Origin of the sequence: Saliphagus sp. LR7, from assembly GCF_003344565.1 — an archaeon.
Lineage (GTDB): Archaea > Halobacteriota > Halobacteria > Halobacteriales > Natrialbaceae > Saliphagus > Saliphagus infecundisoli.
Map to the genome: position 1 here is coordinate 93,068 of NZ_QPND01000006.1, position 22,557 is coordinate 115,624.

The 22,557-nt window shown below is 69.8% G+C and carries 24 protein-coding genes; 12 read left to right on the forward strand and 12 right to left on the reverse strand.

Annotated elements, in window-relative coordinates; genetic code table 11:
- The first annotated feature begins 8 nt into the window (after positions 1-8).
- Positions 9-275, forward strand: coding sequence for a hypothetical protein (locus tag DVH23_RS10345; RefSeq protein WP_157972385.1), 267 nt, complete (start codon positions 9-11; stop codon positions 273-275).
- A gap of 40 nt (positions 276-315) precedes the next feature.
- Here the strand turns inward: DVH23_RS10345 and DVH23_RS10350 are convergent, their stop codons facing one another.
- A complete protein-coding gene (locus DVH23_RS10350; protein ID WP_114577356.1) occupies positions 316-1,713 on the reverse strand; it encodes an NCS2 family permease in 1,398 nt (465 codons plus the stop codon).
- A gap of 99 nt (positions 1,714-1,812) precedes the next feature.
- Here DVH23_RS10350 and DVH23_RS10355 point away from each other — a divergent pair, with 99 nt between their 5' ends.
- Positions 1,813-2,193 (forward strand): Rid family detoxifying hydrolase, encoded by a 381-nt coding sequence (locus DVH23_RS10355; RefSeq protein ID WP_114577357.1) that lies wholly within the window; start codon positions 1,813-1,815, stop codon positions 2,191-2,193.
- A gap of 8 nt (positions 2,194-2,201) precedes the next feature.
- On the opposite strand, the gene npdG is transcribed toward DVH23_RS10355, so the two are convergent.
- The 7 genes from npdG to DVH23_RS10390 all read right to left on the reverse strand — a co-directional run bounded on the left by npdG (position 2,202) and on the right by DVH23_RS10390 (position 8,546).
- Positions 2,202-2,870, reverse strand: coding sequence for an NADPH-dependent F420 reductase (gene npdG / locus DVH23_RS10360; RefSeq protein ID WP_114577358.1), 669 nt, complete (start codon positions 2,868-2,870; stop codon positions 2,202-2,204).
- Positions 2,871-2,900: 30 nt separating this feature from the next.
- Positions 2,901-4,238 carry a 5'-deoxyadenosine deaminase gene (locus DVH23_RS10365; RefSeq protein WP_114577359.1) on the reverse strand — a complete coding sequence of 446 codons (1,338 nt, stop codon included), beginning with the start codon at positions 4,236-4,238 and terminating at the stop codon, positions 2,901-2,903.
- 40 nt (positions 4,239-4,278) lie between these two features.
- Positions 4,279-5,253, reverse strand: a complete 975-nt coding sequence (locus DVH23_RS10370) for a Gfo/Idh/MocA family protein (protein WP_114577360.1) — start codon at positions 5,251-5,253, stop codon at positions 4,279-4,281.
- 38 nt (positions 5,254-5,291) lie between these two features.
- Entirely contained in the window at positions 5,292-5,999 is a 708-nt protein-coding gene (locus DVH23_RS10375; protein ID WP_114577361.1) for a class I SAM-dependent methyltransferase, read from the reverse strand.
- Positions 6,000-6,881 carry an aldo/keto reductase gene (locus DVH23_RS10380; RefSeq protein ID WP_114577362.1) on the reverse strand — a complete coding sequence of 294 codons (882 nt, stop codon included), beginning with the start codon at positions 6,879-6,881 and terminating at the stop codon, positions 6,000-6,002.
- 105 nt (positions 6,882-6,986) lie between these two features.
- Positions 6,987-7,217, reverse strand: a complete 231-nt coding sequence (locus DVH23_RS10385) for a SelT/SelW/SelH family protein (protein WP_114577363.1) — start codon at positions 7,215-7,217, stop codon at positions 6,987-6,989.
- 69 nt (positions 7,218-7,286) lie between these two features.
- Positions 7,287-8,546 carry a sodium:proton antiporter gene (locus DVH23_RS10390; protein WP_114577364.1) on the reverse strand — a complete coding sequence of 420 codons (1,260 nt, stop codon included), beginning with the start codon at positions 8,544-8,546 and terminating at the stop codon, positions 7,287-7,289.
- Positions 8,547-8,624: 78 nt separating this feature from the next.
- On the opposite strand from DVH23_RS10390, the gene DVH23_RS10395 reads away from it, so the two are divergent.
- The 4 genes from DVH23_RS10395 to DVH23_RS10410 all read left to right on the forward strand — a co-directional run bounded on the left by DVH23_RS10395 (position 8,625) and on the right by DVH23_RS10410 (position 11,313).
- A complete protein-coding gene (locus DVH23_RS10395) occupies positions 8,625-9,209 on the forward strand; it encodes a hypothetical protein (RefSeq protein ID WP_114577365.1) in 585 nt (194 codons plus the stop codon).
- 78 nt (positions 9,210-9,287) lie between these two features.
- On the forward strand, positions 9,288-9,641 hold the full coding sequence (locus DVH23_RS10400) for a winged helix-turn-helix transcriptional regulator (RefSeq protein ID WP_114577366.1): 354 nt from the start codon (positions 9,288-9,290) through the stop codon (positions 9,639-9,641).
- Between the two features lie 159 nt (positions 9,642-9,800).
- Positions 9,801-10,838 (forward strand): potassium channel family protein, encoded by a 1,038-nt coding sequence (locus tag DVH23_RS10405; protein ID WP_114577367.1) that lies wholly within the window; start codon positions 9,801-9,803, stop codon positions 10,836-10,838.
- A gap of 43 nt (positions 10,839-10,881) precedes the next feature.
- Positions 10,882-11,313 carry a hypothetical protein gene (locus tag DVH23_RS10410; RefSeq protein WP_114577368.1) on the forward strand — a complete coding sequence of 144 codons (432 nt, stop codon included), beginning with the start codon at positions 10,882-10,884 and terminating at the stop codon, positions 11,311-11,313.
- A gap of 56 nt (positions 11,314-11,369) precedes the next feature.
- Here the strand turns inward: DVH23_RS10410 and DVH23_RS10415 are convergent, their stop codons facing one another.
- Positions 11,370-12,062, reverse strand: a complete 693-nt coding sequence (locus DVH23_RS10415; RefSeq protein ID WP_114577369.1) for an O-methyltransferase — start codon at positions 12,060-12,062, stop codon at positions 11,370-11,372.
- A 102-nt stretch (positions 12,063-12,164) separates the two neighbouring features.
- Here DVH23_RS10415 and DVH23_RS10420 point away from each other — a divergent pair, with 102 nt between their 5' ends.
- The gene (locus tag DVH23_RS10420; protein ID WP_114577370.1) at positions 12,165-12,590 is read left to right on the forward strand and encodes a dCTP deaminase; all 426 of its coding nucleotides are present in this window, start codon (positions 12,165-12,167) and stop codon (positions 12,588-12,590) included.
- Here DVH23_RS10420 and DVH23_RS10425 read toward each other — a convergent pair whose 3' ends face one another.
- Positions 12,591-13,391, reverse strand: a complete 801-nt coding sequence (locus tag DVH23_RS10425) for a BtpA/SgcQ family protein (RefSeq protein ID WP_114577371.1) — start codon at positions 13,389-13,391, stop codon at positions 12,591-12,593. It abuts the gene before it with no gap.
- A gap of 146 nt (positions 13,392-13,537) precedes the next feature.
- Here DVH23_RS10425 and DVH23_RS10430 point away from each other — a divergent pair, with 146 nt between their 5' ends.
- Positions 13,538-14,623, forward strand: a complete 1,086-nt coding sequence (locus DVH23_RS10430; RefSeq protein ID WP_114577372.1) for an NADH:flavin oxidoreductase/NADH oxidase — start codon at positions 13,538-13,540, stop codon at positions 14,621-14,623.
- Between the two features lie 21 nt (positions 14,624-14,644).
- Here the strand turns inward: DVH23_RS10430 and DVH23_RS10435 are convergent, their stop codons facing one another.
- Positions 14,645-15,808: a mechanosensitive ion channel family protein gene (locus tag DVH23_RS10435; protein WP_114577373.1), complete on the reverse strand. Its 1,164-nt coding sequence runs from the start codon at positions 15,806-15,808 to the stop codon at positions 14,645-14,647.
- A gap of 125 nt (positions 15,809-15,933) precedes the next feature.
- Between DVH23_RS10435 and DVH23_RS10440 the strand changes: the two genes are divergently transcribed.
- The 3 genes from DVH23_RS10440 to eis all read left to right on the forward strand — a co-directional run bounded on the left by DVH23_RS10440 (position 15,934) and on the right by eis (position 18,965).
- Complete coding sequence (locus tag DVH23_RS10440; RefSeq protein ID WP_114577374.1) at positions 15,934-16,419, forward strand: Lrp/AsnC family transcriptional regulator; 486 nt, start codon at positions 15,934-15,936, stop codon at positions 16,417-16,419.
- On the forward strand, positions 16,416-17,570 hold the full coding sequence (locus DVH23_RS10445; RefSeq protein WP_114577375.1) for an aminotransferase class I/II-fold pyridoxal phosphate-dependent enzyme: 1,155 nt from the start codon (positions 16,416-16,418) through the stop codon (positions 17,568-17,570). The genes DVH23_RS10440 and DVH23_RS10445 overlap by 4 nt, the downstream gene beginning before the upstream one ends.
- A gap of 144 nt (positions 17,571-17,714) precedes the next feature.
- Positions 17,715-18,965 carry an enhanced intracellular survival protein Eis gene (gene eis / locus DVH23_RS10450; protein WP_114577376.1) on the forward strand — a complete coding sequence of 417 codons (1,251 nt, stop codon included), beginning with the start codon at positions 17,715-17,717 and terminating at the stop codon, positions 18,963-18,965.
- Positions 18,966-18,992: 27 nt separating this feature from the next.
- On the opposite strand, the gene DVH23_RS10455 is transcribed toward eis, so the two are convergent.
- On the reverse strand, positions 18,993-20,801 hold the full coding sequence (locus tag DVH23_RS10455) for an asparagine synthase-related protein (protein ID WP_114577377.1): 1,809 nt from the start codon (positions 20,799-20,801) through the stop codon (positions 18,993-18,995).
- A gap of 240 nt (positions 20,802-21,041) precedes the next feature.
- Between DVH23_RS10455 and DVH23_RS10460 the strand changes: the two genes are divergently transcribed.
- A complete protein-coding gene (locus tag DVH23_RS10460) occupies positions 21,042-22,490 on the forward strand; it encodes a GAF domain-containing protein (protein WP_114577378.1) in 1,449 nt (482 codons plus the stop codon).
- Positions 22,491-22,557 lie beyond the last annotated feature (67 nt).

Genomic DNA, 22,557 nt, shown 5'->3' on the forward strand with positions numbered 1-22,557 from the left:
GACCAGGTATGGGTGTAGGTGTGGACGCCGACGGTACCGTCGGGAGGCGCGAGCGACCCGGCGACGCCGACGAGGAGAACCACGTCCTCCTCAAGTGGCCGGTGTGGGACCGGGAGGACGAACGGGCAGCGAGGCGGGTTCGGGTCGGCCGGTACGACGGCTTCGAGGGCGAGTGGCGGATCGTCCTCGAGGTCCGCGTCCGGGATCACTGGGAGGAGCGGGCGACGCTCGGCTACGCCGACGACCTGGACGGGGTCGAGATCGGGGAACCGTGATCGCACGCCGGGATCGCCCCCCGATGGGAACGCGGACGGGTCAGCTTCCGCCGATCACGCCGCCCGCGGAGACGTAGTAGTAGACGACGAAGGCGGCGGCCAGCGCCCACTGCCCGGGGTGGACGTCGTCGGCCTCGCCGGTCGCGGCCTTGATGACCGGGTAGGTGATGATCCCGGCGGCGAGGCCGTCGGCGATCGAGGCCGTGAGGGGCATGACGGTGATCGTGAGCCCGCCCGAAATGAGCCAGGCGGGGTGGTCCCAGTCGATGTCGCGGACCCCCTGGAGCATGATGATGCCGACGACGACGAGCGCGAGGTAGGAGGCGTAGTTCGGGATCGCGGCGATCAGCGGCACCGCCGCGAGCGAGAGCGCGAAGCAGGCGGCGACCGTCAGCGCGGTCATCCCCGTGCGCCCGCCCTCCTCGATCCCCGTCGAGGACTCGATGTAGGTCGTCACCGTCGAGGTGCCGACCATCGCGCCGACGGTCGTCCCGACGGCGTCGGCCATCAGGGGTTTCTCCATCTCGGGGAGGTTCCCCTCCTCGTCGAGAAAGCCCCCGAACTGCGAGACGCCGACGAGGGTGCCCGCGGTGTCGAAGAAGTCCACGAAGAAGAACGTGAAGACGACCAGGAGGAAGGTCGCGGGCTCGATCCCCGAGAACCCATCGAGGAAGGCGCCCGCCAGGGGCGTGATGTCGTACTGGGCCCCGGAGATATCGGTGGGCGCGAGGACGCCCCGATCGACGACGCCGGCGAACGTGAGCGCCCAGCCCGCGAGCGCCGTCGTGAGGATGCCGACGACGATGGCGCCGGTGGTGCCGCGGGCGTAGAGGACGAAGGTGAGCATCAGCCCAGACAGCGCGAGGAGGGCGACGGGGTCGGCCGCGACGTCGTTCAACTGCACGAGCGTCGACTCGGAGGCGGCGACGACGTTCATCTCCGTCAGTCCCAGGAGGAGCAAGAAGAGGCCGATCCCGGCGCCGACGGCGAACTTGACGGGTTCGGGGAAGAGCTCGATGACGTACCGGCGCGCGCCGACCGCCGTCAGCACCATGAAGAGGATCCCCTCGACGAAGACCGCGGCGAGCGCCGTCTGCCAGGGCACCCCGAGGACGATCACGACCGTGAACGCGAAGTAGGCGTTGAGCCCCATCCCCGGCGCCAGCCCGAACGGGCGGTTCGCGTACAGGGCCATCACGAGGATCGCGGCGACCGACGAGACGATCGTCGCGATCGCGATCATCTGTTCGATCTCCCCCTGAGAGTAGCCCTCGATGGCGATCGCCTCCGCGAGGATCGTCGGGTTGACGACGATGATGTAGGACATCGTCAGGAACGTCGTCACGCCCGCGATCAGTTCGGTCCGAAGGTCCGTCTCGTGTTCGTCGAACCCGAAGTACTCCCCCAACCGGGACCGCCCGCCGCTCGAGCCTGCCATAGGCGAGGCTATCAGATCGGGCCGTTATATAGCTGCGCCATCGGCGTCGTATCGGTCGCCACCGTGGCGTTTAAGCGCCCGACCCGGGATGGACGGGGCATGAAACGGATCATCAGCACCGACGACGCGCCCGCCGCGGTCGGCGCCTACAGCCAGGCGACGGCGACCGACGACCTCGTCTTTACCGCCGGACAGATCCCGATGACGCCGGAGGGCGACCTCCTCGACGACGCGCCGATCGCCGACCAGACCGAGCAAGCGCTTACGAACGTCGAGTCCGTCCTCACCGAGGCCGGCTGCGGGATGGGCGACGTCCTCAAGGTCACCGTCTTCCTCGACGACATCGACGACTTCGAGGCGATGAACGAGACGTACGCCGACTTCTTCGAGGCGGAACCGCCCGCCAGAAGCGCCCTCGAGGTCGCGAACCTCCCCAAGGGCGTCGGCGTCGAGATCGAGGCGGTGGCGACGACCGACTGAGACGGACGCTACTGGAAGCGGACGCCGAGGTCGTGCATTCCGTCGTTGTTGACCGCGAGGTTGACCAGCAGCGGCGTCAGACTCTCGACGACCGCGGTCGCGGCCAGCGGACCGCCGTCTAACGCGCGGATCCCCTCGATCTCGGCGGCCAACTCCCGCACGAGGTCCTTGGCCTCTGCGTCGTCGCCGGTGACGACGACGTCTGCAGTGAGGTCGTTGTCGAGATCCGAGAGCGCGCCCGCAGCGAGGTTCTGGAACGCCCCGACGACGGGGACGTCCTCCGGAGTCGCCGCCGCGATCGCCTCGGCGATCGACCCGGTTCCCGGCGGGTCGTACTGGAACCCGCCAGCGGTGCGGTCCATCGGCACGACGGGACTGACAAGAGTCGTCCCCGGCTCGAGTCGGTCGGCGACAGCCTCGACCGTCGACCTCGCGTACTCCGGCGGGACACTCAGAACGACGACGTCCGCGCCCGCGGCCGCCTCCCCGTTCCCGACGCCCGTGATCTCCGGGTCCCGACCCCGGTCGGCCAGCAGCGTCGCGTACCGATCCGCCTGCTCGGCCGCCTTCTCGGGCTCTCGCGAGCCGACGACGATCGAGTGGTCGGTGTCAAGCGCCCACCGCAGGGCGAGTCCCTTCCCGATGTCCCCGGTGCCCCCGAGGAGTGCGATTTCCATGGCGAGTGGAGCCGGGCCACCGTAATAGAACTACCCGTCGAGGGAAACGTCGCTCCTATCCGGGCCGTCGGCCGCGTCGAGCCCGCGGGCGACCTCCCGTGCCCGTCGGCGGATCGCTTCGGGATCGACGGTCCGGGCCTCGCCGTCCTCGACGACGACCTCGCCGTCGACCATCGTGAAGACGACGTCGTCGCCGTGGGCCGCAAAGACGAGATGCGAGAGCGGGTCGTAGACCGGCGTCGCCCGCGTCACGTCGGTCGTGAGCCCGATCACGTCCGCGCGCCACTCCTCACGGAGCGCGCCGACGTCCTCGAACCCCGCCGCACGAGCGCCGTTTACCGTCGCCATCTCGAACAGCGTCTCGGCGGGGGCGGCGACCGGGTCCAGACGGTCTACCTTCTGGAGGAGGCTCCCCTGGCGCATCTCGGTGAACGGGTCGAGGGTGTTGTTACACGGCGGCCCGTCGTTGCCCAGCGCGACGTTGATCCCCCGCTCCCGGTAGTCGCCGATCGGTGCGATCCCGCTCGCGAGTTTCATGTTCGAGGACGGGCAGTGGGTGACGTGAGTCCCGGTTTCGGCCAGGATCTCGCGTTCGGCCTCGTCGGTGTGGACGCAGTGTGCGAGGACCGTGTCCTCGCCCGTGAGTCCGACCTCGTCGAGCCAGCGGACGTTTCGCATCCCCGTGTCGGCCTCGACGGTCTCGATCTCCCGGCGGTTCTCGCTCGCGTGGGTGTGGATTCGGACCCCGTCGTACCGGTCTGCGAGGGAGCGAGCGCCCCGAAGACACTCCTCGCTACAGGAGACCGCAAAGCGGGGCGTCACCGCGTACCGGATGCGGTCGTCGAACGCGCCGTGGTACTCCTCGATGAGCCGCTCGCTCTCCGCCAAGGCCTCGTCGGTGTCCTCGCACAGACCCTCCGGCGACCGTCGGTCCATCAGCACCTTCCCGAGCAGTCCCCGGATCCCGACCTCGCCTGCGGCCTCGAACGCCCGGTCGGCGTGGTTGACCGAGAGGTGATCGATGGCCGTCGTCGTCCCGCTCTCGACCATCTCGAGGTAGCCCAGTGTCGCCGCGACCTCCATCTCCGCCGCCGACAGGGAGGCCTCCATCGGGAGAACGTGGTCGAACAGCCACTCGAGCAGTTCCGAATCGTCGGCGATCCCCCGCCCGAGGCTCTGGACGGAGTGGACGTGGGCACCGACCATCCCCGGCGCGAGCAGGTCGAACGAGCGCTCCTCGTGGTCGGGGTAGCGATCCCGAAGCTCAGCGCGGGGGCCGACGGCCTCGATCCGGGAGCCGGAGACGACGACCCCACCCTCGTCGATCACCGTCTCCGAATCGGCGATCACCGTACCCGAAAGCAGCATACCCGAAAACGGGCGTCGGAGCCCAAACGGCTGTCGATCCCTACTCGTCGACGGGGACCCGCTCGCCGCGGTCGGCGCTTCCGTAGATGGCGTCGATGACCCGCATGTTCGCGAGCGTCTCCTCGCGGCCGATCGGCGGCTCGTCGCCGGACTCGACCGCGTCGGCGAACGCCTCGACCTCGAGACGGTAGGCGTCCACGCCCTCGAACTCCTCCGTGCGCTCCTCGCCCTCGACGCTGTAGGTGATCGAGACGTCGGCGCCGCTGGGATTGTAGACGTTCTCGGCTGCGAGCCAGCCGTTCTCGGCGTCCACCCGGTAGCACTGGCGGTGCCGGGTGTCGAACCCACACCTGAGCTGTGCGTGGGCCTCGTCGTACTCAAGGCGGGCAGCCAGTTCGGTGTCGACGCCACAGTCGCGGGTGTCCAGCGCGTGGGCGCTCGCGCGCTCCGGCTCGCCGAGGAAGCCCCGCGCGGCGCTGACAGGATAGCAGCCGACGTCCATCAGGCTCCCGCCGGCGAGCTCCGGGGAAAGCCGGATGTCATCGGGGTCACCCCGAAGCGAGAAGGTGAACGTCGAGGCAACGTTTCGGACCGTTTCGAGCTCCTCGCGGACGATCTCGCGGGCCCGCTCGGTTCGGGGATGGAACTGGTACATGAACGCCTCCATCAGCGCGACGCCCTCGTCGGCACAGTGGTCGAACAGCGCCTCGGCCTCCTCGGTATCGACGGCGAGAGGTTTCTCACAGAGGACGTCGAGGCCGGCGTCGGCGGCCCGCCGGCTCCACTGGGCGTGGAGGGCGTTGGGAAGCGGGTTGTAGACCGCGTCGATATCGGCGTCGAACAGCGCCTCGTAGCTCCCGTACGTTTCAGGAGCGGCGTCGATCCCGTCGGCGGCCTCCCGGGCGCGTTCCTCGTCGCGGGAGGCGATGGCGGCGACCGTGTGGGGCGAGTCCTCGATCGCGGGGATCATCGAGCCGGTGGCGATGTCGGCCGTGCTCAGGATTCCGAATCGCATACCTCACTCCCCTCTGGCGGGCCCAAAGAACCCATCGTTCAGTACCGCATCGCGAGCCCGTACATCTCGCCGACGGACTCCGGCTCGATGTCGTCGAGAACCCCCTCGAGTTCGGCGAGCAGCGCCTCCCGCGATGTCGGGGAAAGCGAGGCGGCCGCAGACCGGACGGCCTCGGCGTGGGCTTCGATATGGCTCGCCGTCCAGGGAACCGGATCCAGCAGGGTCAGCTCCCGGTCGACGGTCCAGCCGTGGGCCGAAAACGCCGCCCGCAGGACCGACGACGGGTAGAAGGTGAGCGCCGGGCGGCCGGTCGCCAGCGAGGCGGCCGCGTTCTCTACGGCGAACAGCCGCCCGACGGCGGCGTCCTCGGGCGGCGGCGCGTAGTCGTCGACCAGGAGGTGGGCGCCGGGGGCCGCGACCCGCGTCAACTCGGCGGCGACGGCCTCGAGTGCAACGGGTTCGAGGAGGTTACAGAGCGCGTGGGCCGTGATCAGTTCGACGGAATCGTCGGCGAGCGGGCACTCCCGGAGGTCGGCCTCGACGGACGCGAGGCGGTCCCCGGCGTCGGCGAACCGGTCGGCGACCAGTCGCGCGTGCTCGGGGTCGTCCGTGAGCGCGTACACCCGGTCGGCGCCGGCCGCGAGCAGTCCAGCGGTCGTGTTGCCGGTTCCGGCGCCCGCCTCGAGACAGACCGTCCCCGCGACCGGCCGGTCGGCGAGGGCGGTCGAGACGGTCGTGGGGACCATCTAGTGGTGGAGCTGTTCGGGAACCGGGCTCTCGGCGTGGCGCAGGCGCTCGATCAGCGAGCGCTGGGCGGGGTCGTCCATCTCCCCTTTGAACCGCTCGGCGGCGTCCAGCGCCATCGCGACCAGCTTCGGGTCGCCCGCGTTGATGACGCTCGAGAGGCCCTGGGAAAGCGCGAAGTCGAACCGTTCTCTCGTCTCCTCGGGGGTGTCGACGGGTTCGTACCAGTTGGCGTACGGCCGTTCGTCCTCGGAAAGGTCCTCGGGCCAGGGCCCCTTCGCGAACGCCTTGATCCCCAGCGTTCCGATCCCCTCCTCGCTCGCGCGCTCGAGCACCGCGGCGTAGTCGTGGTCGGGACCCTCTTTCCCCGCGACGACGGGGTTCATCGGGAACATCAGCGTCTCCAGATCGTCGATCCGGTCGATCGCGTCGAGAATGAGCTGGGGATTGCCGTGGCTGGTGAGCCCGATGTGGTCGACCAGCCCCTCGTCTTTCGCGTCGCGAAAGGCGGCGAGCGCGCCCCCTTCCCTGGTGATCTCGTCGAGTTCGGACTCGTATTCGAGGCCGTGGACCTGGTAGAGGTCGATGTGGTCGACCTCGAGACGGTCGAGCGAGGCCTCGAGCTTCTCGCGCGCCCCGTCGTAGTCCCGTTCCTGGGTCTTACAGCCCAGAAAGATCTCCTCGCGGTACTCGCCGAGTTTCGGCGCGAGTTTGAGTTCGGCGTCGCCGTACGTCGGGGCGACGTCGAAATGGTTGATCCCCCGATCGAGAACGAGTTCGACCATCTGGTCGGCGCCCTCCTGTTCGAGCCAGTTGAGCGCGATGGCGCCGAAGGTCATGACGGTGCTCTCCTGGCCTGTCTCTCCCAGCGGACGCGTTCGCATACCACGAGCGTCGGGGTCCGAACATAAAGCTGTCTCGGGGGCCCGTCCGGAGTCGCCAGCGTCGACACCGGCCGCGGGCGACCGGCGCTCGCCCGGCCACCCCGCCTACAGCCGATCGCGGACCCGGTCGACGATCGCGTCGGCGTCGTAGGCCTCCTCGTCGACGTCGAAGACCGACTCGCCGTCGACGTGGACCCGGAACGTTCCCCCGTCCTCGGTCACGAGCGCGACCGACTCGAGATCCCGACCGAACGTCGTCAACAGCTCCTCCTGGAGGTCCTGAGCCCGGTCGAGGTGGCCACACGGGACGCAGTATTCGATCTCGACGGTTGTCATACGTTCCCGATGGTCGCCCGTCCGGGTAGTCGTTCGGGTTCCGGAACCCGGTCGCGGGTCCCGGCGGAGTCAGCGTCCGTCGAGCCGATCGACGACCGGCGTCGCCGTGATCCCGTGGACGACGACCGAGAGCAGGACGACCGCGCCGACGAGCGCCCACAGCAGGTCCGCGTCGGCAAAGGCGGCCTCGGTGAGCGCGTGGGCGAGGTAGTAAAACGAGCCGATGCCGCGAATCCCGAAGAACGCGATGGTCCCCCGCTCGAGGAGGTCCCGATCGAACCCGATCAGTCCGACCAGTCCCGCCAGCGGGCGGACGACGAAGACGATGGCGACGGCCGCGAGCGCGGCCTCGACGGTCAGGGGCGCCAGCAGCCCGCCGACGATCGCGCCGCCGAAAAAGAGCATGAGCAGCCCCATCGCGACCTGTTCGGCCAGCTCGCTCACCTCGTGGAGGGCCTCGTTGTAGTCGTGGGAGCGCTCGTAGCTCCGGAGCGAGAGGGCGGCGACGAAGACGGCGATGAACCCGTAGCCGCCGACGAGTTCGGTGGCTCCGTAGACGAGGAGCGTGCCGGCGACCGCCTCCAGACCCTGGACGGACTCGGCGATCCGGGTCTCTGGCGAGGCCCCGAAGACCACGCGCGCGATCAGCCAGCCCAGGCCGGCCCCGAGGACGACCCCGACGAAGATCCGGTAGAAGACCTCGACGAGGAGCCACTCGCCGAGCCAGTTGCCCGGGGCGGCGCCGACGAGCGCGACCGCGATCGCCAGGTTCGTAAACGGGAAGGCCAGCCCGTCGTTGAGCCCGGCCTCCGAGGAGAGCGCGAACCGGACCTCGTCCCCGCGCTCCTCGGCCGGCACGTCGGCGCCTTCCTCCTCGCCCTCGCCGGGCTCTTCGACCTGGACCTCCGAGGCCAACACGGGGTCGGTCGGCGCGATGACCGCCCCCAGCAGGATCGCCGAGGGGACGACGAGGCCGACGAGCCACCGGCCCAGGACGGCCGCACCGGCGATCGACAGCGGCATCGTGATCGCGAGCAGCCGCCATGTCGAGGCCCACTCCCGGAGCCCGGGCGGGCGGTCGATCTTCAGCCCGATCGCCATCAGCGCGACGACGACGACGAACTCCGCGAGCCGCTCGGTCGTCTCGCCCTGTTCCAGGGGATCGGGCGCCGGGAGTCCGATCGGAAGCGCGAAGACGACCATCCCGAACCCGACGAAGAAAAGCGGCAGCGAGATCGCTCGTTGGGTGACGTACCGCGGGAGCACCGCGACGCCGAAGAGGAGAGCGCCGACGACGACCAGGCCGACCTCGTACAGCTCGAGGACCATACCCCCGGTAGCGGGGCGGCCCCCAAAAGGGTGGGCCGTGCAGGGACAGTCCCAAGGCCGGCCGGACGAAGGGGTGGTATGGACGGATTCGACCGCTCCTCGTCGCGTCGGCGGCTGCTCGCTCTCGCCGGCGCGGCGGCGAGTACGGCGCTCGCAGGGTGTACCGCGGACGTCGGCGAGGAGTTCCCGCCGAACACGAAGACGCCCGTCTCGGCGTGGCTTCCCGACCTCCCCGTCACGAAACCGACGGACGTCGTCGCCGACGGGATCGAGGCGACCGCCGACCGGGAGATCGTCGACGAGGACGACCTCGCCGCCGTCCTCGAGGCCCGGGACCTCGAGATCCACACGATCGAGCGGACGGCCGACGTGCTGACGGTCGAGTACGTCTCCGGGGAGCTCTACGAGGAGGGGATCCTCCACGGCATCGGCCCGATCGCGGGCGCCTACGCGGCGCTCGTCGGCGCGGGCGAGGACAGCGAGTTCCTCGAAATCACGATCCTCGATACGGCGCCCGAATCGTTCGGGACCGCGGAGGTAGAGGCGGCGTGGGCCGAACGCTTCGACCGGGGGACCTACTCCGTCGACGAGTACGCCGAACTGGTGGTCGCGGGGATCGAGTCGAGACGTCACCCGCCGGAGGTCGGCGCCTCCACGGAGTGACCGCCTGCCGATAACCGGTGGCGGTACCCGACGTGGATAGCCGGAAGACCTATTCGATCAGAACGCCTGTTTTCGGCCATGAAACTCCGACGACCCACGGACTTCCTGATCCTGGCGGCCTTAGAGGAGACGGGACGCAACGTCGCGACGAACCTCCAGGCCCACACGGACAAGAGCCGCAAGAACATCAACACCCGCCTGCCCGTCCTCGAGGACTACGGACTGGTCAGAAAGATCGGCCCCGCCGAACGCTCGGGCCTCTACGAGATCACTCAAACGGGGAAAGCCGCGCTGGTCTACCGGGACCAGTACGACGAGGTCGACGACTTCGCGACCCTCCTCGAAGGCCCCACCGCCGACGCCGGCCAGGAAAGCGCCGAGGCCGCCTTCGTCCGCGGCGAACCCGAACCCGAAGACGAAACCGACGAGTAGTTGCTCGGCGGTTTCGAACGGACGGCCACAGCCGGCGAGAGCCGGAACCAGCCACGGGCCGCGCGACGTTTTCGAGTGGATCGCTCTCCGGCGGTGCCTAAAAATCCGTGTCAGTACCCGGGTGAGGGTTGAGGGGGCCAGGAGCGGTAGCCGGTCCGCATGGACTCGCTCTACCTCGCGGTCGGCACGGTCGTCCTCCTCGCCGTGGTCGTAGACGTCATCTGGACGACGCTGTGGGTCGATGGAGGATCGGGTCCCCTCTCGGCCCGGCTGACGACCTGGACCTGGTACGGGCTCCGGCGGGCGAGCGACGACCGGGGGCTGCTCGGGGTGGCCGGTCCGCTCGTCCTCTCGCTTACGCTCGCGATGTGGATCGGACTCCTCTGGCTCGGCTGGACGCTGCTTTTCGCCGGCGGGAGCCCGGCACTCCTCAGCACCCAGACTGGCGAGCCAGCCTCCTGGACCGGCCGGATCTACTACGTCGCCTACACCATGTTCACGAACGGGAACGGCGACTACACGCCCGCCGGGGGCGTCTGGGAGATTGCGAGTTCGTTCACGACGGCAACGGGAATGGCGTTCGTCACGCTCGGGATCTCCTACGTCGTCACCGTCCTCGGTGCGGTCTCGGAGAAACGATCGTTCGCGAGCGACGTCACCGGTCTCGGGGACCGTCCCGAGTCGTTCGTCCGGACGGGCTGGGACGAAACCGAAGGCGAGTTCGGCGAACTCGGGCTTCCTCTCGAGTCGCTGGCCAACGACCTCAGCCTGCTCGCGGACAAGCACAAGGCGTACCCGGTCCTCCACTACTACCACAGCGACCAGCCCTCGCGGGCCTCCGCAGTGGCGGTCCCGATCCTCGACGAGGCGCTGACCGTTCTCGAAAGCGGCGTCGAGCCCGCGGACCGGCCGGACCCGGTGCTCCTTGCGAGCGCACGCTCGAGCGTCGATACCTATCTCGACACGCTCGAAACAGCCTTCATCGACCCCGCCGACGAGGTGCCTCCCGCCCCCGACCTCAACCGACTCCGCGAGGACTCCATCGGGACCGTCGAGGATCGGACGCTCGAGAGGGCCGTCTCGGAGATCGAGGACCGCCGGCGCAGGCTCCTGGGGATCGCCCGGGCCGACGCCTGGGAATGGCCGCCCGTCGGGGAAGACGAGTCGCGTGCCACCACACACCAACCGGACCCGTAGCCAACAGCTATATGTACGGGCACGGACTCCTGGCGCCAACACGGTGTCCGACGTGGTTTCGCCACTTTCCCACTCCGCCCGATCACTGCTCGCCGCCCTCGCTTGCTTCGCGCTCGCGGGCCTCGCCGACGCCCCGCTCTCGGCCACCCCGAGGGTCGTTCTCGCGCTTTCCGCGACCGTCGCTGGCGTCTACGCGACGGCCCGGTACGCCTGCTCGGCCGACCGCGTCCGGCTCGCCCGAACCGCCATCGCGCTCTGGGTCGCGGTCGTCGCTCTCGCGGCGGTCGCCGCCGCGGGCGAGGCGGGAGGATACGGGCCGTTGTCGGCCGGCGGCGACGCCGCCGTGCGGACGGCGACCTGGACCGCCCTGCTCGTCGCTGGCGCCACGACCGCCTTCCTGGGTTTCCGGGAGTACGGCAGCCGAGCCGGCGAGCCCGCGACCGTCGAGAGCGAGATCGAATACAGCAACAACTGAACCCGGCTGAACGCGATCGCTCGGACGGGAGATCAAGCGGACAGGACCTCCGGTGGCTACTCCCGAACCCGGTAGCTCAGCGCGATCCCCTCCCCGAGTGGGAGGACGACCGTCTCGAAATCGGGGTCCCGGCGTACGGTTCGGAGGTACTCCGCGACCCCGCGGGTCATCTCGTTCGCCTCCGAGAGGAGTTCCGTGCGCTCGCTGTCGTCCCCGCTTTCGAGCACCGCCAGGAGGGTCTCGAACTCGAGGGGGCCGGCCCGCATCGCGTTGTCGGCGACGACGGCACCACCGACGGGCACCTTCGGCTTGATCGCCTCGAACGCCTCGGGGTAGCGTTCCTTCTGGTGATCGATCAGGACGACGTCGAAGGGGCCGTCGTAGCGTTCGACCGTCTCCAGGGCGTCACCGAGTTCGTAGCGGGCGACGCCGTCGTGGCCGCCCTCGGCCATGTAGTCGCGGGCCATCTCGAGTTCCCCTTCGTCTACCTCCGTGAGGACGACCTCGCCGTCGTCGGGAAGGGCCTGGGCGAACCAGTAGGCCGAATAACCGTAGCCGGAGCCGAATTCGAAGACCCGCTCGGCATCGGTCATCCGGGCGACCAGCCGAAGGAACGAGCCGACGTCGGGGCCGACGTTGGGAAATCCCTCCCGTTCGGCGAACTCGTGCATTTCCACGAGGGTGTCGTCGGGGTCGGGACCCGCCGCGCGGACGAACCGTGCCACCTCCTCGGAGAGCACCGATGACATACCGGACGGTCCCGCCGGGAGCCGATAGTTCTACCGGCGCCGGCGACCGCTCGGTCGGAGCCGTCGGCACGTTTTTTGGCCCGCGAGCCCGTCGGCTCCCGTATGGCCCCGAACGACGTCCGCGAGCGCGTCGAGAACCTGGTGTACGAACCGGTCCAGGTCGGAGAGGAGGGGATCGACCTCACGGTCAGCGCGATTTACGAGGTCGAGAAGCCCGGCAGCATCGACTTCGGCGGCGACGAACTCGCCGACGCCGACCTGGCGCCCGTCGGAACCGAGAAGCGAGATCCGGACGACGACTACGAGTGGTGGCATCTCGAGGCCGGTCAGTACGTCCTCCAGCACAACGAGTTCCTCGCGGGCGAGGGGCCGCTGTGGCTCCAGCCCCGCAACGAACTGCTCGCCCGCGGCGCGAGCCATCCGACCGTCCGGGTCACCGAACACCTCCCGCTTCTCCCGCTCGCGGTCGGCGGCGCCGGCCTCGATCTCAAGGAGAACGCCCGCGTCTCGACGCTCCTTCCCGAGTGATCAGGGTCGCGCGGCGACGACCTCCCGGACCCGCGACTCCTCGACCGGGTTTCCGGCCTCGCCGTCGCGTTCGAGCGCCGAGCCGACGATGGCGCCGTCGGCGCCCGCCTCGAGGACCTCTCCGACGGTCTCGGGAGTGACGCCGCTGCCGACGAAGAGGGGAGCGTCGAGATCCGAGAGGGCGTCGGCGACCCGCTCGACGTCCTCGACTCCCGCCTCCTCGCCCGTGCCGGGTCCCGAAACGACGATCCCGTCGGCGAGCCCGCGCTCTGCGGTCTCTCGGGCCGCGCGCTCGATCCCCCGATCGCCGACCGGCGAGGCGTGTTTGACGTGGACGTCCGCGAGGATCGCGACGTCGGGAGCGACCCGCTCGCGCAGGCGGACCGTCTCGTGGGCCCTGCCTTCGAGAACGCCCTGGTCGGTCGCGGCGGTCCCGACGTGGACGTTCACCCGGACGAAACCAGCGCCGACCGCGCCCGCGACCGCGAGGGCCGCCTCGGCGTCGTTTCTGAGGACGTTGATTCCCACCGGAACCTCGACCGCCTCCCGCAGTTCGCCCGCGACGGCGGTCATCTCGCTTACGACGTGGGCCGGGACCCCCTCCGGGTAGAACGGTGCGTCGCCGAAGTTCTCGACGATCAGGCCGTCTACCCCGCCCGCCTCGAGCGCCCGGGCGTCGGCGAGCGCGCGCTCGCGGATGGCTCCCCGACCGCCGTCGAATCCGGGTGCGCCCGGCAACGGTTGGAGGTGGACCATCCCGACGATCGGTCGCTCGGCGTCGAACGGATCGATTGCTGGCATCGACCCTCGTTGGAGGGGGACGGCTAAATCGGCGGCGACCCGCGCCGACGGGGGACCGGTCGGCGCGACCGCCCCCGCACGGCGGTCACCGGCAAGGCCGTCGCCCTCCGGGGCGGTTTTCGGCGCGCGGGGCCGAGGGTCGCCCGATGACCGACCTGCTCTCGCCGCTTTCCCTCCGCGACCGCGAGATCGAAAACCGGATCGCCGTCTCGCCGATGTGTCAGTACTCCTGTGATCGCGACGGGGTCGCCAAAGAGTGGCACCGCGTCCACCTCGGCAGCCGCGCCGTCGGCGGGGCGGGAATCGTGCTGACCGAAGCGACGGCCGTCTCCGCCCGCGGGCGGATCACGCCCCACGACCTCGGGATCTGGACCGACGAGCAGGCCCGATCCCTGAAACCGATCGCCGAGTTCGTCCGCGAGCAGGGCTCCGTCCCGGGAATCCAGCTCGCCCACGCGGGCCACAAGGCGAGCAAGCGCCGCCCCTGGGAGGGAAACGACCCCCTCTCGCCCGAGGAGGGCTGGGAGACGCTGTCGCCCTCGCCGGAGGCCTATCCTTACGAGGAGGGACCCGAAATCCGGGAGATGGATAGCGAGGACATCGAGGAGGTCGTCGGCGCCTTCCGGTCGGCCGCCGAACGCTCGCTTTCGGCCGGCTTCGAGATCGCGGAAGTCCACGCGGCCCACGGCTACCTCCTCCACGAGTTCCTCTCGCCCGTGACAAACCGACGGGAGGACGAGTACGGAGGAAGCTTCGAGAACCGGACCCGACTCGTTCGCGAGGTCACCGAAGCGGTCCGGGACGTGTGGCCCGACGACCGCCCGGTGTTCGTGCGGATCTCGGGGACCGACTGGCTCGAGGGAGTCGAGGAGTCGTGGACGATAGAGCAGTCGGTGCGGCTGTCGGAAGCGCTCGCCGACCTGGGCGCGGACCTGATCGACGTCAGCTCCGGCGGGCTTCACCCCGACCAGCAGCCACCGGAGGGTCCGAACGGCCAGGTTCCCCTCGCGGAAGCGGTTCGCGAGGGCAGCCCCCTCGCGGTGGGCGCCGTTGGCGGGATCACCGAGCCCGAGCAGGCCGACGCGCTCGTGCGAAACGGCCGGGCCGACCTCGTGCTCGTCGGCCGGGAGTTCCTCCGGGACCCTTACTTCGGGCTTCGGGCGGCGGGGGCCCTGCGGGGCGAGGGGGCAAGCGAGGAGTGGCCGGTCCAGTACCGGCGCGGCGTCCGGTGATCTCGGGTCTTGCAGACCCTATCAGTCGTCGGTCGAGGGCGTCGCCTCCTCTGCGTACCGGTTCTCGAAGGCGAACTCCGTGTCCTCGCGGGCGGAGTGGACCCGCTGGGGGAACGGGATCGTGATCCCCTCCCGGTCGAACGCCGCCGTGATCGCCTCGATGACGGCCGTCCGGGCATCCAGGGCCCGCCGCATCGTCGGGTTCTCGATCCAGACGTGGACCTCGAGGAGGATCGCCGAGTCGCCGAAGCGTCTGGTGACGGCCTGGGGCTCCGGGCGGGGCTTGATCTCGGCGAGATCCTCGACGGCCTCGATCGCGACCGACCGGGCGCGTTCGGGGTCGGTGTCGTAGTCGATGCCGACCTCGATCTCGAGGCGGAGCTGGTCGTTCCGGGCGTAGTTCGTGAGCGTCGAACTCGTGATCCGGTCGTTGGGAATCAGTACCTGCTTGTCGTCGAACGTCTGGAGTTCGGTGTGAAAGATCGTGATGTCGGTGACGATCCCGCTCGTCCCGTCCTCGTCGTCGCCGTCGTCGACCTGGATCCACTCGCCGACCCGGAACGGGCGCGAGAAGAGGAGGATGAAGCCGGCGAGCACCGACGTCAGCGTCTCCCTGGCCGTGAGTGCGACGACGGCGGTGATCGCGCCCGCGCCGATGAAGATGTTGGTGAGGTCGATCCGCCAGATCGTCAGCAAGAGGAGGACGGCGACGCCAGCGATGGCGACGTCGGAGACGTGGTAGGCGACCTCGCTCTGGTGGGTCGTGATCGAGTTCCGCGACGCGAGCTTGTCGATCGAGCGGTTGACGAAACGGATCGCGAAGTAGGTGACGGCGACGGTTCCGACCGAAAGGAGGAGCTGGCCGGTGAGCTGGGCCGTTATCGACACGGAGCCGAGCTCCTCTCCGAGGACGCCGGTCACCTTCCAGACGACCGCAAGCGAGTAGACACCCAGGACGACGAGGACGGCGAGCACCGCGAGCGCGGCCACCTCCGCGAGGACGGTCCCGTAGCGCCCCCGGAGGCGCGACTCGAGCCGGCGGACGGCGACGACCGCCCCGATCCCGACGGCGACGACCAGAACCGTCGCGAGAAGCTGGCTCCACACCGAGGCGAGATACTGGCCCTGGAGCTCGCCGACCGGGTCGGGCGTAAGCGAGACGGAAAGCGGGAGCGCCGGCGACATGTCGCCTCTGATCTCCGAACGGACGGCGACCCCATAAGGGTCCCGAAACGACCGCTCCAGCCCGAATGCGACCGGCTCCCACGAGACGGCAACGTTTTTGCCGGCGCCCCACGCTGGGGTAGCGTATGAGCGAACGCGAGGTCCTCGCGGCGCTGCGCGAGAACGCCCGCTACTCGACCGCCGACGTCGCCCGGATGACCGGCCTGAGTGAGAGCGAGGTCGAGGCGGCGATCGAGGATCTTGAGGCCGAAGGGGTAATCCGGGGCTACCGGCCCGTCGTGGACTGGGACCGCCTGGCGGACGAGCGGGTCCGCGCGGAGGTCGAACTCAACGTCGTTCTCGATCGCGAGACGGGGTACGCCGACATCGCGGAGCGCCTCGCGAGCTTTCCGCAGGTGACCGCCCTCCGACTCGTCAGCGGCGACTACGACTTCGATATGGAGGTCGAGGGCGACTCGCTGGGGGAGGTCTCCCGATTCATCAGCGAGAAGGTCGCGCCCGTCCCCGAGATCACCCAGACCGTCACCCACTACGTGATGACCTCCTACAAGGAACACGGGCTCGAACTCGGCGACGGCGACGACGACGACCGGCTCTCGTACTCGCCATGAGCTTCGAGCCGGCAGGGCGAGTGCGGGAGGTTCCACCCTCGGGGATCCGCCGATTCTTCGAGATCGCCGAGGAACGCGACGACGTCATCTCGCTGGGCGTCGGCGAGCCCGACTTCGCGACGCCGTGGGCCGCCCGCGAGGCCGCGATCGACTCCCTGGAGCGCGGCCGGACCTCCTACACGGCCAATCGGGGAATGGCCGACCTCCGGGCGGCGATCTCGGGCTACGTCGCCGACCGGTTCGACCTCTCGTACGACGCGAGCGAGGAGATCCTCGTCACGGCGGGCGCCAGCGAGGCCGTCGACCTCGCCTTCCGGGCGTTCGTCGATCCCGGCGACCGGGTCGCCGTCGCCCAGCCCTCATACATCTCCTATGAGCCCGGAATAACGTTCGCCGGCGGCGACGTTCTTCCAGTGGCGACCCGCGAGGCCGACGAGTTCCGGCTCACGCGCGAGGCCCTGGCCGAGGCCGGCGCCGAGGAGGCCGAGGCGCTGGTCTACTGCTACCCGAACAACCCGACGGGAGCGGTGATGAGTCGCGAGCAGTTGGAGCCGATCGCCGACTTCGCCCGCGAACACGACCTGCTGGTGTTCGCCGACGAGATCTACGCCGAACTCACCTACGACGGCGAGCACGCCTCGATCGCCACCCTGCCGGGGATGCGCGAGCGGACGGTCGTCTTCAACGGGTTTTCGAAGGCCCACGCGATGACCGGGCTGCGACTGGGGTACGCGCTGGCTCCCGCCGAGGCGATCGGGACAATGAACCGGATCCACCAGTACACGATGCTGTCGGCGCCGACGACCGCCCAGTACGCGGCGATCGAGGCCATAGAGTCGTGTGCGGGCGACGTCCGGGAGATGGTCGAACAGTACGACCGCCGGCGCCGGTTCGTCCTCGCGCGATTCGAGGAGATCGGGATGCCCTGTTTCGAGGCCCGCGGGGCCTTCTACGTCTTCCCGCAGGTTCCAGAGGGATGGGACGCCGATACGTTCGCCGAGGAACTCCTCACGGAGCACGGGGTCGCGGTCGTCCCCGGGAGCGTCTTCGGCTCCGGCGGCGACGGCCACCTCCGGGTGTCGTACGCGACCGGGATGGAGGAGCTCCGGGAGGCGCTCGCGCGGATCGAGCGCTTCGTCGGCGGGCGATGAGTCGGCGGGCGATGAGTCGGCGGGCGATGAGTCGGCGGGCGATGAGTCGGCGGGCGATGAGTCGGCGGGCGATGAGTCGGCGGTGACGTCCCCTGGTACCGTGGATCACGAACGTTCTTGACGCCTCCCCGAGCAGTCGGGACCATGACGGAGTACCGTCCCCTCCCCGACGACCGACGGGACGTCCTCTTCGAGTACGTCAGCTACGCCTTCAGCCCGACCGACGGCCCGCCGGAGTACGACCCCGACGAGCACGACACGCCCAGGGCGCGCATGGGGAGCCCGCGGGGGCTGTACCCCGACGGCGCGCCCGCCGAGGCCGACCCGCTCTCGGTCTGCAAACACCACTGGTTCGACGCACGGGTCCGCGGGGACCTCCACCCGGTTCCGGGGCTGTCGGCGGTCGCGACGCCCCCCGAACACCGCCGGTCGGGGTACGTCCGGGACCTCCTGGAGGGCGCCCTCGAGGAGTACCGCGACCGGAACGCCCGGTTCTCGGTCCTCTGGCCGTTCCGGTACCGGTTCTACCGCCAGTACGGCTGGGACACCGCCAACCGGACGCTCGCGATCGACTGTGAGCCCGAGGCGCTGGCGTCGGCGGCGGCCGACGGGAACGCGGGAGACGGTGGACACGGTAGGGAAGACGGCCAGTACCGGCGGATCGAGGCCGGCGACTACGACCGTCTTGAAGCCGCCTACGAGGCCGATTCGCGCCGATATGGCCTCTCGATCGATCGCACCGACAAGTGGTGGCGCCACCGGGTCTTCGAGCGCTGGGACGACGACCCGTTCGTCTACGGCTGGGAGCGCGCGGGCGAGATCCGGGGCTACCTCGTCTACCGGATCTCGGGGGAGTGGGGCGACCGGACGATGCACGTCGACGAACTCGCCGCCGTCGATAGCGAGGCCTACCGCCGACTGCTCGCGTTCTGTGGCGACCACGACTCCCAGGTGAACGCGGTCCGGTTGCGCGAGCCCGAAGACTCCCTGCTCCCGGATATCGCGACCGATCCCGACGAACTCGACTGTGAGCTCGAGGACGGCCCGATGGTCCGGATCGTGGACATCGCCCAGTCGCTATCGGCGCTTTCGTACCCCGAGACCGATCTCGACGTGAGACTCGCCGTTTCCGACCCGCTCGCCGACTGGAACGACGGCGTCTTCGCCCTCTCGATCGACGACGGCGTGGCGACCTGCGAGCGGATCCACGACGAGCCCTCGTCCGGGGACGCCGACGCCCGCCTCGACATCGCCGCGCTCTCGCAACTGGCCGTCGGCGCCCGGTCGGCCGGCCGCCTCGAGCGGACGGGCCGGCTCGAGGGGGCGCCGGCGGCGGTCGACGCCCTGGGGAGGGCGTTTTCCGAGACGGAGGTCTATCTCCGGGACGGGTTCTGAGCGGTTCGAAACCGGGTTCCCGAGGAGCTATGGTCGCTTGGAGACCGATGACCTGTCGGCTCTGTTGTCATCCGCATACGCCATCTCGACGTCCCCGTCCTCGGGCACCCAGTTGAGCGTGGAGACGAGGGTCAACAGGAGGTACTGCTGGGGGGTGCTGTACGCGCCCGACCAGGTGACCCGCTGGACGGCCTCGCCCGAGAAGCAGTCCGCGAGCGTCGATGGGATCCCCGTCTCCTCGGCGAGGGGGGTCGGGGGCGAGCCGCCCGACGAACTCCCCTCGCCGAGGAGACCCAGAACGCGCCGTTTGAGGAACGGGCGGTCCGAGAGCCAGTCGTAGCCGGCGCGTTTGACCCGATACTCCAGGGAGTCGATCGGCGTCCCGAAGTCGAAGTAGTCGACGTCGGTCGCAGCCGGCGCGAGCTCATCCAGAAAGAGTCGGTAGAGCTCCGTTCCCTGCTTCTGGTTGGGCGGGCAGGCCATCGCGTCCATGAAAAAGGGCGGGTAGTAGAAGGGGGTGGTCGACCAGACGTAGTAGCGGGTGCGGTCCTCGCCGTGGAACGACCAGTTCGGGCCCTGCTCGCGGACGACGAAGTGGACGTACCGTCCCTCGACGGTCGACTCCGGGTAGGCCTCGAAGCGCTCGCGGACCGACTCGACGAGCGCGTCTGCGTCGACGTCGACGATCTCGGTCACCTCCTCTACGTCGAACAGCGCCATCCGGTCAATCACCGCGTCCACGAGGTCGTCGACCGACTCGACGGGTTTCGAGGGCATGATATTCTTGACCGTCTTGTCGCCCCCGTCGCCGGTGACGAACATGGCTCCGGGGTGGTCGGCCGCTACCTGGTCGGCGAAATCGAGCCCGAGGGTCTGGCTCAGGCTGTTCATCCCCTGTTTGGTCTCGAGAAGCCACTCGCGGTAGCCGTCGGTCCGTTCGGCGACGTACAGCTCCCAGGGGACGTCGAGGGCGTTGGCGACCTGGCGCGCGATGTCGACCTCGCCATCGTTGCCGCCGTCCTTCCGGGCGGAGGTCGCCGCGAGCAGGGTGCCGTCGGCGTGGGTGTAGCCGGCGATCGACGCCCGCGAGTCGAGGCCGCCGCTCAGGGAGACGACGGTCTCCTCGGTTACGCTCGCGCGGTTCCGACACGACTGGATGAACTGATCGGCAAGGTGCTCTGCGTTCTCCTCGAGGCTTCGGCTCCGGTCGCCGTCGTCGAAGCGGTACTCGTGGACCGACTCCACCGTGTCCGCCCCGACGTCGATCAGCGAGCCCGGCGGGAGCTGTTCGACCCCCTCGAACAGCGTCCGCGTCCCGAGGGGGTGGCCGAACCAGAGGAACTGGCCGAGCGCGAGCGTGTTCGGTTCGAGTTCCTCGCCGGCCGACCGCGCGAGCTTCCGGATCACCTTGAGTTCGCGGGTGACGACGGTCGTCCCGCCGATGGTCGCCCGGTAGGTCGGGAGGCGCCCGAACATATCGTTCATCACCCGGGTCGAGCCGTCATCCCCGACGACGACGACGAGGAAGTCGCCGTCGCGGCCCGCCAGCCATTCCGAGAGCTCGTCGAGTCGCCCCTCCTCGACCAGCTCCGCCGCAGCCGTCAGTTCACCCTCGACTTCGTCGGTCCCGTAGAGATGGCCCTCGAGAACGACCGTATGCGAATCGGTCTCGATGACGCGTACCGGATACTCGTCGTAGCCGGTGTAGGCGACGACTCGATCGTCGTCGTCGACTACGTTCTCTCGGGTGTAGCGGTCGTCGAAACGGACCGAACGGAGGGCGTCCTCGACGGCATCGTCGTCGAGTCGGTCATGGGCGACCGTCACTCCTGGCATGGATCGCCGTATGCCACTCCAGAGGATTAACCTGTCGATACCCGGTATCGAGCCCGGCAGCCGGCAATACGTCCGATATCCTGCCTCGGCTCCGGATCGCCGACCGGAGCCGGCAGTCGGGGCGGCTCCCGACCTACGGGGTGGCATCGTTCCCCGCGGGGACGGCCGGGGGAGTGAAGTTCCACCCCCCGGATAGTAGCCACATCCGATGACTCCTCCGCGTGCGGCGGGTGATCGGGGGTGAACGACGCGCCGGAAGCGCCGCCGTCCGTCGTGGAGGCGATCCGGGACGGCGTGGTCGTGGTCGGCGGCGACGACCGGGTGCGGTCGGTAAACGCCGCCGTCGAGTGCGCCATGGGCGTCGACCGCGGGGCCGTCGTCGGTGCCTCCCTCGAGCGTCTGCTGTCGGCCGGGGAGGTCGCCCCCCGGGAGGCCGCCGAACTCCACCGGGCGATCGAGAAGCTGCGGGACGGCGGCGATCCGACCGAGATCGAGTTGACGTACACGGACGGCGAGGGACGCGAGCGCGTCGGTATCGTCCGGCTCACGGCGCTTGGGGGCGGGCCGGCGGTCGCGGCGATCGTCCGGGACGTCACCGAGCGCCGGGACCACGAGCGGATACTCGCCTCGCTCCACGGGGTGACCCGCCGGCTGGTGCGGGCCGACGACCCCCGAGAGATCTGTGCGATCGCCGTCCACGCGGGCGGCGACCTGCTCGATCTGCCGATCAGCGGCGTCTGGCTCGTCGACGACGACCACGGCAGGTTGGAGCCGGTCGCCGGCACCGCGGGCGCCCACGACGAGTTCGGGGGGCTCCCCCGATTCGCCCCCGGCGAGGGGCTCGTCTGGGACGCCTTCGAGGCCGGCGAACTCCAACTGTACGGCGACCTCCGGGAGGTCGATGGGCTCTACAACCCCGAGACGCGGCTCCGCTCGGAGATCATCGCGCCCATCGGGGCCCACGGCGTCCTGATGACCGGCTCGTTCGAGGCCCACGCCTTCGACGAGGCCGACCGCGACCTCCTGGCGACGCTCGTCGAGAACGCCCGCGCGGCCCTCGATCGGGCCGACCGGGACCAGCTCCTCCGCGAGCGCGCCGACCGGATCGCGAGCCAGGCCGATCGCCTCGAGACCGTCGCGGGCGCGCTCTCGACGGACGTCGACCGCGAACTCGAGGCGATCGAGGCCGCCCTCGCCGGGACGGACGGGGAACCCCAGGTCGGAGAGCGCATCGACCGCATCCGCGAACTCGTCGCCGACGTCGGCGCGGTCGCGGGCGAGGCGACCGGCGTCGGCCGGCGCGAGCGGGTCGAGCTCGGGGCGGCCCTCGAGACCGCCGTGGCGGAGTCGCGGGCCGATCCCGACCGGATCGTCGTGGAGAACGGGGGAAGCCTGCGGGCGGCCCCCGGCCGACTCCGGTCGCTGCTCGCGTCGGTCCTCAACGGCGCGCTCGAGCGGGCCGGCGGCTCCGAGGGGATTCGGGCCGTCCGGGTCGGAACCGTAGACGGGGACGAACGGGGGTTCTACGTCGCCGCCGACGGGGAGGACGGAGGGACCGAACGCCGAACGTGGGGAGCCGACGGGCTCGACCTCGCGGTCGCGCGGGCGATCGCCGACGCCCACGGCTGGCGGCTATCGGTCGGCGAGGGCCGCGTCTCCGTTCGGGGAGTGGCGACTCTCGAACCCTGATACGGTCGGCGGAACGTCAGTGGACCCTCGATCGCAACACGTCACCGCGGTCGATCGGTAACTCGTT